The organism is Marinospirillum sp. (genome assembly GCF_014859565.1).
The window spans coordinates 22,443-34,566 of record NZ_JACUUA010000019.1; the positions used below are offsets into that span (position 1 = coordinate 22,443).

At 50.8% G+C, this 12,124-nt stretch carries 14 protein-coding genes and 1 tRNA gene; 5 read left to right on the plus strand and 10 right to left on the minus strand.

The genetic code is table 11. The features are described from left to right. Positions 1-73 precede the first annotated feature (73 nt). On the minus strand, positions 74-781 hold the full coding sequence (locus tag IBX50_RS04720) for a 16S rRNA (uracil(1498)-N(3))-methyltransferase (RefSeq protein ID WP_292253837.1): 708 nt from the start codon (positions 779-781) through the stop codon (positions 74-76). A 9-nt stretch (positions 782-790) separates the two neighbouring features. Then, complete coding sequence (locus IBX50_RS04725; protein ID WP_292253840.1) at positions 791-1,228, minus strand: hypothetical protein; 438 nt, start codon at positions 1,226-1,228, stop codon at positions 791-793. A 296-nt stretch (positions 1,229-1,524) separates the two neighbouring features. Between IBX50_RS04725 and IBX50_RS04730 the strand changes: the two genes are divergently transcribed. Beyond that, entirely contained in the window at positions 1,525-2,289 is a 765-nt protein-coding gene (locus IBX50_RS04730) for a secretin N-terminal domain-containing protein (protein ID WP_292253843.1), read from the plus strand. A 2-nt stretch (positions 2,290-2,291) separates the two neighbouring features. On the opposite strand, the gene IBX50_RS04735 is transcribed toward IBX50_RS04730, so the two are convergent. Continuing rightward, positions 2,292-2,660: a hypothetical protein gene (locus IBX50_RS04735; RefSeq protein ID WP_292253846.1), complete on the minus strand. Its 369-nt coding sequence runs from the start codon at positions 2,658-2,660 to the stop codon at positions 2,292-2,294. A gap of 154 nt (positions 2,661-2,814) precedes the next feature. Here IBX50_RS04735 and phaR point away from each other — a divergent pair, with 154 nt between their 5' ends. Continuing rightward, positions 2,815-3,324 (plus strand): polyhydroxyalkanoate synthesis repressor PhaR, encoded by a 510-nt coding sequence (phaR, locus tag IBX50_RS04740; RefSeq protein ID WP_292253849.1) that lies wholly within the window; start codon positions 2,815-2,817, stop codon positions 3,322-3,324. A gap of 92 nt (positions 3,325-3,416) precedes the next feature. Here phaR and IBX50_RS04745 read toward each other — a convergent pair whose 3' ends face one another. The 6 genes from IBX50_RS04745 to IBX50_RS04770 form a co-directional block, all read right to left on the minus strand. After that, positions 3,417-3,761 carry a phasin family protein gene (locus IBX50_RS04745; protein WP_292253851.1) on the minus strand — a complete coding sequence of 115 codons (345 nt, stop codon included), beginning with the start codon at positions 3,759-3,761 and terminating at the stop codon, positions 3,417-3,419. Positions 3,762-3,938: 177 nt separating this feature from the next. Continuing rightward, a complete protein-coding gene (locus IBX50_RS04750) occupies positions 3,939-4,640 on the minus strand; it encodes an ABC transporter ATP-binding protein (protein WP_292253854.1) in 702 nt (233 codons plus the stop codon). After that, on the minus strand, positions 4,640-5,407 hold the full coding sequence (gene livG, locus IBX50_RS04755; protein WP_292253856.1) for a high-affinity branched-chain amino acid ABC transporter ATP-binding protein LivG: 768 nt from the start codon (positions 5,405-5,407) through the stop codon (positions 4,640-4,642). The genes IBX50_RS04750 and livG overlap by 1 nt, the downstream gene beginning before the upstream one ends. Beyond that, complete coding sequence (livM, locus tag IBX50_RS04760) at positions 5,408-6,676, minus strand: high-affinity branched-chain amino acid ABC transporter permease LivM (RefSeq protein ID WP_292253860.1); 1,269 nt, start codon at positions 6,674-6,676, stop codon at positions 5,408-5,410. Next, entirely contained in the window at positions 6,676-7,599 is a 924-nt protein-coding gene (livH, locus tag IBX50_RS04765) for a high-affinity branched-chain amino acid ABC transporter permease LivH (protein WP_292253862.1), read from the minus strand. The genes livM and livH overlap by 1 nt, the downstream gene beginning before the upstream one ends. A gap of 129 nt (positions 7,600-7,728) precedes the next feature. After that, positions 7,729-8,850, minus strand: coding sequence for a branched-chain amino acid ABC transporter substrate-binding protein (locus tag IBX50_RS04770; protein WP_292253864.1), 1,122 nt, complete (start codon positions 8,848-8,850; stop codon positions 7,729-7,731). 331 nt (positions 8,851-9,181) lie between these two features. Between IBX50_RS04770 and purD the strand changes: the two genes are divergently transcribed. The 3 genes from purD to IBX50_RS04785 all read left to right on the plus strand — a co-directional run bounded on the left by purD (position 9,182) and on the right by IBX50_RS04785 (position 11,868). Beyond that, entirely contained in the window at positions 9,182-10,474 is a 1,293-nt protein-coding gene (gene purD / locus IBX50_RS04775) for a phosphoribosylamine--glycine ligase (RefSeq protein ID WP_292253866.1), read from the plus strand. Positions 10,475-10,561: 87 nt separating this feature from the next. Beyond that, positions 10,562-10,993 (plus strand): thioesterase family protein, encoded by a 432-nt coding sequence (locus IBX50_RS04780; protein ID WP_292253868.1) that lies wholly within the window; start codon positions 10,562-10,564, stop codon positions 10,991-10,993. A 2-nt stretch (positions 10,994-10,995) separates the two neighbouring features. Beyond that, complete coding sequence (locus tag IBX50_RS04785) at positions 10,996-11,868, plus strand: phosphoribulokinase (protein WP_292253870.1); 873 nt, start codon at positions 10,996-10,998, stop codon at positions 11,866-11,868. A gap of 91 nt (positions 11,869-11,959) precedes the next feature. On the opposite strand, the gene IBX50_RS04790 is transcribed toward IBX50_RS04785, so the two are convergent. After that, positions 11,960-12,036: transfer RNA gene (locus tag IBX50_RS04790), tRNA-Arg, on the minus strand. Positions 12,037-12,124 lie beyond the last annotated feature (88 nt).

A 12,124-nucleotide genomic window follows, 5' to 3' on the forward strand; every position in this document is an offset into this window, starting at 1 on the left:
ATACCTGCAACCCCGCTAAAGGTCTAGATCTATCGGCAAGAATAACTGTTACATTTTGCCGCGTTTGCTGGGCTCAGAATAAACGGGAGAGCAATGCGGTGACTGCGGTCTCAACTCTCAGGATACGCTCTCCCAACTGCACCGCCTCAAACCCCTGCTGCTGTAACAGCTCCACTTCAAAATCTACAAATCCACCTTCCGGGCCAATGGCCAGCGTGACTTGTTCGTTCAGTCCGCGTGGGCAGTCAGGGTAGTTGCCGGGGTGAGCCAGTAGTTTGCGTGAGCCGTCACTCAGTTGAGGCAGCTCATCTTCAACAAAAGGTTTAAAGCGCTGACGATAAATCACTTCCGGCAGCAGGGTATCTTTTGCCTGCTCCAGACCCAGCAATAGATGCTGATGTACTTTTTCTGTTTTTAACTCAGGTGATTGCCAGTAGCTTTTTTCAACCCGGGCGGTTTGCAGCAGCACAATTTTTTTTACACCCAGGGTGGATAGGTGCTCAAGGCTGCGAGCCAGCATGCGTGGTCTTGGTAATGCCAGTAGCAGAGTAACTGGTAGCGGCGGTGGTGGATTTCTGGTCAGAGACAGCTGAACAAGGGTATGTTCCTGCTGGTGTTCCAGAATCAGGGCTTCACCACATTGTCCGTTTAATACGCCGGCTTGTAGTCGGTCACCGACCTGCAGATTATGTACCTGCAGCAAGTGCTGGTGACGCCGGTCTGTCAGGCGAACCTGCTGTTCTTGGTTGATTTCAGCATTGTTGACCAGCAGCAGGTTCATGGTATGGTTTCAGCCAAACAGGCTGACACAGTTGGCGTTCTGTTGCAGTGCTTTTTGCAGCTGTTTTTCCAGTCTGCTTTGGCTTTGATCATTCAGCTCAACAATACGAAAGCCAATGTGAAACTCTTTTTGTGAGTAACGGCGACAGGTTAGTACCTGCAGATTAAGGTTCAGCTGGGTGTTGGTGTCCAGCGTCAGGATCGCTTGATGCAGGATTTTTTCATCTGGACGATGGTGGGCAGTCCGTGGTACCAGCAGAGGAATTTCGGACGCTGTACAGGCAACTCGGATTTCCTCGTGGGACATTTCCAGTGTTTTCAGGACAAATTCCCCAGTGTCCAGCTGAAAGCTGATTGGGAAAACCAATCCCAGCAGTGGATAACGACTGCGCCGGTAGCTCGGTTTATGCTTGATTGAACTGCTGGTTAAAATCATTGACTGAGACATGGCGATCCCTGTTATTTCCATCTTGTCAGATAAATAATAAAGCCTGCGACTAGTTGGCCTTGGATGAGTCATTTTAGTGCTTAAACTGCGTTAACTTCTACCCTGAAACAGCCCCTGGGTGTAACAGTGGTGAGCTGATTTGCAAGTGAATTTAACATCTGGGTAATAAAATAACCAGAGACGACCAGGCAAGTTACAACAGCTGTCTTTGAATTGTCGACAATGCTGGGGTTGAGGTCACTGCTTTCAGGGTATAAGCTGCAAAGTAGTGCTAGTGCCTGCTGGAGGTGTAAACAATGTACCGGCTTTCTGTGATGCTTTTACCCCTGCTGTTGACATTGATACCGAGCTGGTCGAGTGCTGACACAGGCAAACTCCAGACCGAAGTTATCCATCTTCAGCATCGTACTGCTGCGGCAATGTTGCCGGTATTACAACCTCATCTGCCGGGACAGGCAACACTCAGTCAGCAAGGTACACAGCTGATTATCACTGCGCAGCAAGAAGATATTGAGCGCTTGGTGCAGCTGGCAAAACAACTGGATCAACCATTACAAACCTGGCGTGTTTACTTTGCCCGGGGTGATATCGATCTGGCAATGCAGCAACAACAGCAACAATCTGTACGGCGTTATTCCACCAGGCAGCTGGCATTAACACAATTGCAGTTGCGCGAGGAGGCTCCGGCAGCTTTTGAGCAGGGTTTCTGGGTGCCCATCAACGTCAGATCCGTTAGCGGTGGGCTGGAAACGAGTTATCGGTGGTTATCCGGTGGTATGTGGGTGCTGGCACGATCTCAAGGAGAGCAGGTGGTACTGGAGTTTTCTGCACGGCAGATCGAATCTGAAACTCATCGGGGTGGCAACCCGTCCTTGGATTTTTCTGCGGCTAAGCAACAGAGCCAATTGTTATTACAGCCCGGACAGTGGTTAACACTGGGCAGTGAGTCACGCTTATCGGTCAGCACACCCTCAACATCCCGCCGTTATTCAACAGGACAGCGGGATGAGTTTTATAGTGTTTGTCTGGAGTCGGATAAAGCGCCTTTTTGCCCGCGCTGACCTTAACTTTCGTTTAGGATCTGGCCGTTTAGTGCCTGTCGAACAGCCAGATAATCCTGAATTGCTTCTGGCAGATAATGCAGGGTGTAAAAGCGTCGTTCATGGATGCGCCGCTCTTTGTTTTTGCTGTCTGGGTAAGAGGCAAAGGTGGGGGCGAGGCTGATGTGCAATACCTTGGTCTCAGCAGGCAGCACCAGCTTTCTGCCATCAATGCTCTGTTTTTCCTGTGGTGTCTTCAGCGTATAGTGGGACAGCTCCGTGATCTGATGTAAATTCAGGTAAAGGTGGCTACTGAGCGGCACCAGTCGTCCTTTTGGTGTATCGTTGGTTTTGAAGTGGATTGCACTGCTCTTGCTGATCTTGATTAACATTTTTACCTCCGAGTGTTTCACTTTAGTCTAGCTAAACACAGCAAGATGACAAGAAGTAAACAGCATTAAAAATAAACAAACTGGCAGCGCTGTTAGAATAGGTGCAAAATTCTCAGGTTTCTGGGGTTTAGTGAGATTCATGAAGGAGTCTGTTTTGAGAGTTATTCGTAAATATGCCAACCGGCGTCTCTATGATACTTCGGAGAGTCGTTATGTCACTCTCGAAGATATCCGTCAGCTGATCGTGGATCGTGAAGAGTTTCGTGTTGAGGACTCCAAGAGTGGAGAGGATCTGACCCGTAATATTCTGCTGCAGATTATTACCGAACAGGAAAATCGTGGTGGCGATAATAAAGGCGGCCCGATGTTCAGTAACAAGGTTTTGCAGCAGCTGATCCGTTTTTACGGTGACAGTATGCAGCATTCCATGAGTGGGTATCTGGAGCAGAGCATTGGCACTTTCCTGGAACAACAGAAGATCCTGCGTCAGCAGATGCAACAGGCCATGAAGGTTAACCCGATGCAGGCTGCCAATCCGATGGAGGTCATGCGTAAGGTGGCCGAGCAGAATTTGATGCTGTGGAAGAGTCTGTCGGTCACTGGTTTTAATCGATCCGCTGCTGAGGAGAGTGAAGACCCTACTGCGGGTGATTCAAAGAAATAAAAAAACCCGACCATCCGGTCGGGCGAAAACAGCGCGTTATCAGGCAGAGGGAGTTTGCTGAAAAGCACGGCTGTTAAAACACTGGCAGCAGATCAGGCAGACTTTTTGGTCGCTTGAGTTTTGATGGCTTCCACTTCACTGGTAGCGCTTTCGCGCGCTTCAGTGAGAATATCCATGTTGGTTTTGAACAGGCGGCTGACACGATCTTGCATGTCCTGAGCAAAATTGAATTGGGCTTCTTGCAGGCTGGAGGGATCTTTTTTGCTGCCAGCAGCTTCAAACTGTTTTGATACAGCTTCAACACACTCAGTGTAAAAACGAGACTGTTCAGTGCCGAGCTTTTCCAGTGCTTTGGCCTGAATCATCATCAGGTTAGTAACTGGTTTGAATTGGGTAGTACCGAAACCTTCCTGGTAAGGCTTCATCATAGACTGCATATCGGAAATCATTTTATCGAACATTGTGCGACCTCGTTTTTAAGTAATCTGAAAGTTGACTTTGCTGCAGTGCAGCAAGTGACCTCAATATAGTGCAATGCACAATAAGCGTCAAACAACAAAAACAAAAAAAGGCGGAAACATCAGTTTTTCGCCTTTTATCAGTTAAAACCCCTGTTATCCGCCCAGATAAGCCCTTTTAACGTCTTCATTGCTTAAAAGGTTCTGTCCGGTGTCCTGTAGTACCAGCTCGCCGTGTTCCAGTACATAACCTCGATCTGCAATCGCCAGTGCTTTTTGAGCATTCTGCTCCACCAGGAAGATGGTGGTTCCAGCTTCACGCAGCTGCTGAATGATTTCAAAGATCTGGCTGATCACGATCGGAGCCAGTCCCAGGGATGGTTCATCCAGCAGCAACAGATCAGGTTCGTCCATCAGCCCGCGACCTATCGCCAGCATCTGTTGCTCACCGCCGGACATGGTGCCTGCGCGTTGACGAAATCGTTCTTTCAGGCGTGGGAATAATCCCAGTACACGTTCCTGCTGACGCTCCCGTACTTCCTTGCTCTGGAAATAAGCACCCATCGCCAGGTTCTCTTCAACCGTCATGCCAGTGAAAACCCGGCGACCTTCTGGCACCACAGAAAGCCCACCACGCATGATCAGGCTGGTGGGTTTGTGGGTAATGTCTTCCCCTTCAAACACTATGCGCCCCTGGCTGGCGCGGGGATCACCGCAGATGGTCATTAACAGAGTGCTTTTACCGGCACCGTTGGCACCAATCAGGGTGACTATTTCACCTTTGTTAACTGAGAGAGAGACACCTTTCAGGGCATGAACTGCACCATAATGAGTGTGAACATCTTCGATTTGCAGCATTATTCTTCTCCCAGATAAGCCTTGATGACGGCTGGGTTGGCAAGGATTTCTGCCGGGGTTCCGGTGGCTAGAGGAGCGCCCTGATTGATGACTATCACCTGATCAGAAATACCCATCACCAGTTTCATGTCATGCTCAATCAGCAGCACTGTCACACCATGCTCACGGCGCAGTTCCATGATCAGCTCATCCAGCTCGCTGGTTTCCTGTGGGTTCAGACCGGCTGCAGGTTCATCCAGCATCAGCAGCCGAGGTTGGGTGACCATACAACGGGCAATCTCTAGTCTTCGTTGTTGACCATAAGCCAGAGTGCCGGCCTCACGATTGGCAAAATCCGTCAGTCGCACCCGATCCAGCCAATAAGCTGCACGATCCATCAGTTCGTTTTCTTTTTTGCGGTAGCCGGGAGTGTTCAGCAGACCTTTTAACAGGTTGCGTTCTGCCTGCATGTGCTGAGCTACCAGTAGGTTTTCCAGTACCGTCATTTCCTTGAACAGGCGGATATTCTGAAAAGTGCGCACCATGCCGTGTCGGGCAATCAGATGTCCCGGAAGTTTGTGCATGGCTTTGCCATCAAACAGCACTTCTCCAGCTGTTGGCTGATAAAAGCCGCTGACACAGTTAAATACCGTGGTTTTACCAGCACCGTTGGGGCCAATCAGGGATACCACCTGACCCGCTTCGACTTTGAAGGACACCTTGTCAACTGCCAGCAGTCCGCCAAAGCGCATCATCAGGTTGTTAACCTGCAGCAGAGGTTGGTTCATTTACTGCGCCTCCGTGCCGGTGGTTTTTAATTCCCGATGCGGGCGTTTCATTGGCAGTAATCCCTGAGGGCGCCAGATCATCATCAGTACCATCATCAAACCGAACAGCAGCATACGGTATTCATTAAACTCACGTGCCAGCTCCGGCAGCAGCACCATGGCAATGGCTGCCAGTACTACTCCCAGCTGCGACCCCATGCCGCCGAGTACCACAATCGCCAGAATGATGGCTGATTCGATGAAGGCGAAGGATTCAGGGCTGATAAAACTCTGGCGGGCAGCAAAAAAGGCTCCGGCAAAACCGGCAAAGGTGGAACCAATGGTGAAGGCTGAGAGCTTGATGTTAGTGGGGCTCATGCCCAGTGAGCGACAGGCGATTTCATCTTCACGCAGAGCTTCCCAGGCACGGCCAATCGGCATCCGAATTAAACGGCGGATGATGTAAATCGACAGCAGTACCAGCAGCAATGCCAGCAGGTAGAGGAAAATCACCCGATGCACCGGATCATAAGCAATGCCAAAAAACTCATGAAAAGTGTTGTCACCGCGACGCTCAAAGGTCAGGCCAAACAGGCTGGGTTTAGGGATGCCGCCAATACCGTTGGGGCCACCGGTCAGCTCGGTCCAGTTATTCAGCAGCAGGCGGATGATTTCACCAAAACCCAGCGTCACAATCGCCAGATAATCACCACGCAGCCTTAATACCGGATAACCCAGCAGCCAGCCGGTAAAAGCACCCATTAAACCGGCAATCGGCAATGCCTCCCAGAAGCTGAAACCAAAGTAGGTGTACAGCAAGCCATAACTGTAAGCACCGACGGCATAAAAACCCACATAACCCAGATCCAGCAGACCGGCCAGACCAACCACTATGTTCAGACCTATCGCCAGCATCACATAGATCAGTACCAGTGTGGCCAGGTCAATATTGCTGCGCCCGGTGGTGAAGGGAAAAATCAGCAGGCCTGCCACCACCAGCATCAGCCAGAGGCGCTGCTGTTTATCACTGCGCATAAAAGCGGGCATTTCAAAGCGTGATGTGGTGTCTTTTCTGAAACGGGGCAGGCGATCACGGAACAGCTGGAATAAAAAAACCACCAGTGCAGCTAGTCCCAGTTTGATGAAGGTATCGGCTCCAGCCAGTTCAACACCCAGGGTGACACCCTCGGAGCGCAGGCGCAGCCCCATAACGGAGGCACCCAGAAACAGGGTCAGGCCAGCGGCAAACAAGGCAGGAATAAATTGGGTGGCAATCGGTTGACGATTCATCAGATTTTCTCCACCTCAGGTTTGCCCATCAGGCCGCTGGGCCGGAATAACAGAATCAGACACAGGAGGGAAAAGGCCACCACATCTTTGTACTGACTGGAGAAATAAGCCCCTGTCATGGTTTCTGCCAGCCCCAGAATCAGACCACCGAGCACCGCTCCCGGAATACTGCCAATGCCACCCAGCACTGCTGCTGTGAACGCCTTAAGCCCGGCTATAAAACCAATCATTGGATTCACCACGCCGTAATAAAGCCCCAGTAATACCCCGGCTACGGCGGCCAGCATGGCACCTATCACAAAGGTAGCGGCAATGATGTGGTTGGTATTGATACCTAGCAGGTTGGTCATGCCAGCGTCTTGTGAGCAGGCTCGACAGGCTCGCCCCATGCGGGAGCGACTGATAAAGAGTGTCAGAATGACCATGCAGATCAGCGTGATGACAAAAATGATCAGCTGCATATAAGCCAGGTTGACGTTAAAATCATCAGTACCAAGAGTCCAGTTGCCGGTGATCAGGCCGGGTTGGGCCAGGTCTCGTGAACCCTGAGCCAGACGCATGTAGTTCTGCAAAAAGATCGACATGCCAATGGCGGAAATCAGGGCGATTAAGCGTTTGCTGCCACGCACGGGGCGGTAAGCAACCCGTTCAACGGTAAAGCCGTAAGCACCGGCAACCATCATGCTGAGTACCAGCGCTGCCAGCAGGATAAAAGGCAGACTTTCAACACCCATCACTGCCAGACCGGCAATCACCAGAAAAGCGATATATGTGCCGATCATGTAGATCTCACCGTGAGCAAAATTGATCATGCCAATAATGCCGTAAACCATGGTGTAACCTATGGCAATCAAGGCGTAGGTGCTGCCGACGGTCAGGCCATTGATGACTTGCTGAATAAAATAGCTGATGGATTCGTTCATGATTTTATGCCAATAACAGTGCTGCGACAGGCTTATGGCAAGTCCTGGCACTGGAGTTTATGTCAGGTGATAACCTGAAAAACCCCAGTCATTAACTGGGGTTTTACGGGCAGATGAACTCTTGTTTGTTCAGTTGACCTTGGTGCGTGTACCGTTGGCATGCCAGGTATATACCACAAAACTGAATGACTTAAGGTCACCCTTTTCATCGTATTGAACCTGACCAATCGGAGTTTCAAAGGTATTGCTGCGCAGGTAGTCAGCAACTTTTTCGGGATCATTGGAGTTGGTGCCTTTCATGCCTTCAACCATCAGCTGTACAGCTGTGTAGGCAGGCATCACAAAAGGACCGGATGGATCTTGATTTTTAGCCTCAAAAGCTTTTACCAGATCCGCATTGCGGGGATCAGTTTCAAAAGCTGGCGGCAGGGTTACCAGCAGGCCTTCGGATGCCTGACCGGCAATAGCGCTGATGTCGGGGTTGCCAACACCTTCAGGCCCCATAAAACGAGCCTTCAAGCCTTGTTCGCTGGCTTGGCGCAACATCAGACCCAGCTCTGGGTGGTAACCGCCGTAATAAACAAAGTCCACGTTCTGGCGAGCCATGCGGGAAATAATGGCAGAAAAATCACGGTCACCAGCGTTGATGCCATCAAACATCACCACGTTTATACCACGAGCCGTTGCGGTCTCACGTACTGCACGGGCAATACCTTCACCGTATTGCTGTTTGTCATGAATAACCGCCATATTTTTTGGCTTGATCTTGTCAGCAATAAAGTTACCTGCCACTGGGCCCTGCATACTGTCCAGGCCAATGGTGCGGAAAATGGTTTGATAACCCTGTTCGGTTATTGCTGGGCTGGTGGATGCTGCTGTAATCATCAGAATGCCTTCATCTTCATAAACATCAGAAGCAGGCTGTGTGGAACCGGAACAGAGGTGACCCACCACAAACTGGATGCCATCGTTAACAATACGGTTGGCAACAGTGACAGCCTGACGAGGCTCACAGGCATCATCATAAACTACACCTTCCAGCATTCGACCGTTCACACCGCCTGCGGCGTTAATGCGTTCAATAGCCATTTTTGCACCAATGAACTGCATGTCACCGTACTGGGCTACAGGGCCGGAAACCGGACCAGCCAGCCCAATCTTGATGCTGCTTGCCATGGCAGACATGGAGCCACCCATCAGCACCGCTGTGGCAGCGGCAGTCAGCAGTGTTGCCTGAATTGTTTTTTTCATTTTCTGGTTCCTGATCACAATAAAGGGAGTACAACAGGATTCATGCCGTAGCGACTGGTGATTATTAACTGTCTGGATTTATGCTGTCCAGAAGGACAGATAGGGGTATCCAGCAAAGCATCGGATCTTAATGGTTGATTCGACTGATTTTGCTAATCTATTTGAATGATAGTTTTTTAAAAAGTAATTATTGCAGATATATTTTTCGAACACTTACACCTGTTTGATTTATGGCGGATTCATGACTGGAAAAGTTTCTTGCTGCGCCCAGCGGTAGAAAATCTGCCATAATAGCGCAAATTTTTTTGACTCTTTACGGGAAGCACAACGCATGAAAATTCTGGTAATCGGCAGCGGTGGACGTGAACATGCTCTGGCCTGGAAGGCGGCTCAATCACCTGATGTGACAGAGGTGCTGGTAGCACCCGGCAATGCTGGCACAGCATTGGAGCCGGGCATCAGAAACGTTGACCTGGATGTGCTGGACTTTGCTGGACTAGCGACACTGGTTGAATCAGAAGGCATTAACCTGACGCTGGTCGGGCCGGAGGTGCCTCTGGTGAATGGTCTGGTGGATTATTTTGAAGAGCGCGGGCTGGCGGTATTCGGACCCAGCCAGGGTGCAGCACAACTGGAAGGCTCCAAAGCCTTCACCAAAGATTTTCTGGCTCGTCATGCTATTCCCACCGCTTATTATGGTGTATTTACCCAGGTGGAAGAGGCACTGGCCTACCTGCAGGAAAAAGGTGCGCCGATTGTGGTAAAAGCTGACGGTCTTGCTGCAGGAAAGGGCGTGATTGTTGCCATGACCCTGGATGAAGCCGAGGATGCCGTGCGCGACATGTTGTCCGGTAATGCTTTTGGTGATGCCGGCGCTCGGGTGGTGATTGAGGAGTTTCTGGAAGGTGAAGAAGCCAGCTTTATTGTGATGGTGGATGGTGAGCATGTATTACCCATGGCCACCAGTCAGGATCATAAACGCGTGGGTGACGGTGATACCGGCCCCAATACTGGTGGTATGGGGGCTTATTCACCGGCACCGGTTGTAACACCTCAGGTACACCAGCGGGTGATGGAAGAAGTGATTTACCCTACCGTTAGGGGTATGGCTGCTGAAGGTAATCCTTACACCGGTTTTTTGTATGCTGGTCTGATGATTGATGCTGATGGTGCCCCGCGAGTGATTGAATACAACTGCCGTTTTGGTGATCCTGAAACCCAGCCCATTCTGCTGCGTTTGAAGTCGGATCTGGTCAAGCTTTGCCAGGCAGCACTGGATAAAAAACTGGATCAGGTGACTGCTGAGTGGGATGAGCGTGCCTCGTTGGGTGTGGTGATGGCGGCAGGCGGTTATCCTAACAGCTATAACAGGGGCGATGCGATCTCCGGTTTGCCGCAGCAGGAGCAGGAAGGGGTGAAGGTTTTTCATGCTGGTACCCGATTACAGGGTGACCAGGCAGTCACCAATGGTGGCCGTGTACTCTGTGTCACCGCACTGGGGCAGACTGTCTCGGAAGCCCAGCAACGAGCTTATCAGCAGCTGAATCAGATCAGTTGGAAAGATGGCTTCTGCCGACGTGATATCGGTTACCGTGCTATTGCCCGTGAGCAAGGCAAGGTTTAAGCTGCGGTGATACAAGTGTTTTAATTTTAAAGCCCAGTTAATCTGGGCTTTTTTGACTTTAGCTTTCCAAACCTTAGGAGTTAAGCCATGCCCAGAGTCAGTCTGGACTTTCCGCAGTCCGTGGTTTACAGCCATGTTGTCAGATTGCGGATCAGTGATATTAACTATGGTCAGCACTTGGGGCACGACACACTGGTTTCCCTGCTGCACGATGCACGTTGTGGTTGGTTAAGGCAGGCTCAGCTGAGTGAGTTGTCGATAGGTGGCGATCATATTGGCTGGGTGGTTGCAGAGCTGGTGGTGAATTACAAGGCGGAAGCTTTTTACGGTGATGAGCTGCACATTGAGCTGGCTGTGGGTGAGATTGGTAGCAAGGGCGCAGAAATTTTTCACCGTGTGGTTAGTCAGGCTGGTGCAGTGGTAGGCGTTGCCAAGGTGGGTGTGGTGTTTTTTGATTTTGCTACCCGTCAGGCTGTTGCAGTACCTCAGGCATTTCTGCAACTGGCAGGCAGGGTGTAATCATGTCACGTGAGCATCCTATCATTGCAGTCACAGGGTCATCCGGTGCCGGCACAACCACCATCAGGGATGCTTTTGCGCGTATGTTCTCGCGCCAGCAGGTTGCAGCAGCCTTTGTGCATGGTGACAGCTTTCACCGCTACACTCGTGATCAGCTGGCACGCCTGCTGGCAGCACACCCAGAGCGCAAGCAATCCTTGTCCCACTTTGCAATGGAAGCTAACTTGTTGGATCGACTGGAGCAGCTGTTTCTGGATTACTCCACTTCCGGCACCGGAACCTATCGCCATTATATTCATGCAGAGGATAAAGAACTGGTGGAGGCCGGTCACAAGGTGGGTACTTTTACTGCCTGGGAAAGCCTGCCGGAAAATACCGACCTGCTGTTGTATGAGGGGCTGCATGGTGGCTTGGTCACGGAGGATATCAACATTGCCCAGTATGTGGATCTGCTGATTGGTGTTGCCCCTTCCATCAATCTCGAATGGATTCAGAAAATTGATCGAGATACCAAGCTCCGAGGGTATTCACAGGAAGCCGTGATCGACACCATCCAGTCACGCATGGAAGACTACCTGCGTTATATCCTGCCGCAGTTCTCCCGTACTCATATCAACTTTCAACGGGTGCCGGTAGTGGATACCTCCAACCCCTTTGAGCCTCGCAGTGTGCCAACTTCAGATGAGAGTTTTGTGGTGATTCGCTTCCGTGGCCCGCAGAAGGTAGATTTTCCGTACCTGTTGGCGATGATCAAGGATAGTTTTATGTCCCGGCCTCATACCCTGGTAGTGCCCGGAGCCAAGATGCCGCTAGGACTGGAGCTGATTATGCTTTCGCGAGTGCAGGAATTGCTGGATGGACGCAGATTCAAATAAATAAACATCAAGAGGATTTGACAGGGATGTCAGGTAAACAATAAGAGGGAATTTGTCGCTTTGGTGGATTGGTGAATTGGTGAATTGTAAGTGGCGCGCTCAGGAGGATTCGAACCTCCGACCGCCTGGTTCGTAGCCAGGTACTCTATCCAGCTGAGCTATGAGCGCGCATTACAAGGTAAAGCAGTGTTGCTAATCAGTTGGCGCGCTCAGGAGGATTCGAACCTCCGACCGCCTGGTTCGTAGCCAGGTACTC

Bases quoted from the DNA above. Each gene is read 5' to 3' on its own strand.
- IBX50_RS04720 (WP_292253837.1), bottom strand. From the start codon at position 781: ATGAACCTGCTGCTGGTCAACAATGCTGAAATCAACCAAGAACAGCAG.
- IBX50_RS04725 (WP_292253840.1), bottom strand. From the start codon at position 1,228: ATGTCTCAGTCAATGATTTTAACCAGCAGTTCAATCAAGCATAAACCG.
- IBX50_RS04730 (WP_292253843.1), top strand. From the start codon at position 1,525: ATGTACCGGCTTTCTGTGATGCTTTTACCCCTGCTGTTGACATTGATA.
- IBX50_RS04735 (WP_292253846.1), bottom strand. From the start codon at position 2,660: ATGTTAATCAAGATCAGCAAGAGCAGTGCAATCCACTTCAAAACCAAC.
- IBX50_RS04745 (WP_292253851.1), bottom strand. From the start codon at position 3,761: ATGCAGTCTATGATGAAGCCTTACCAGGAAGGTTTCGGTACTACCCAA.
- IBX50_RS04750 (WP_292253854.1), bottom strand. From the start codon at position 4,640: ATGCTGCAAATCGAAGATGTTCACACTCATTATGGTGCAGTTCATGCC.
- livG (WP_292253856.1), bottom strand. From the start codon at position 5,407: ATGAACCAACCTCTGCTGCAGGTTAACAACCTGATGATGCGCTTTGGC.
- livM (WP_292253860.1), bottom strand. From the start codon at position 6,676: ATGAATCGTCAACCGATTGCCACCCAATTTATTCCTGCCTTGTTTGCC.
- livH (WP_292253862.1), bottom strand. From the start codon at position 7,599: ATGAACGAATCCATCAGCTATTTTATTCAGCAAGTCATCAATGGCCTG.
- IBX50_RS04770 (WP_292253864.1), bottom strand. From the start codon at position 8,850: ATGAAAAAAACAATTCAGGCAACACTGCTGACTGCCGCTGCCACAGCG.
- purD (WP_292253866.1), top strand. From the start codon at position 9,182: ATGAAAATTCTGGTAATCGGCAGCGGTGGACGTGAACATGCTCTGGCC.
- IBX50_RS04780 (WP_292253868.1), top strand. From the start codon at position 10,562: ATGCCCAGAGTCAGTCTGGACTTTCCGCAGTCCGTGGTTTACAGCCAT.
- IBX50_RS04785 (WP_292253870.1), top strand. From the start codon at position 10,996: ATGTCACGTGAGCATCCTATCATTGCAGTCACAGGGTCATCCGGTGCC.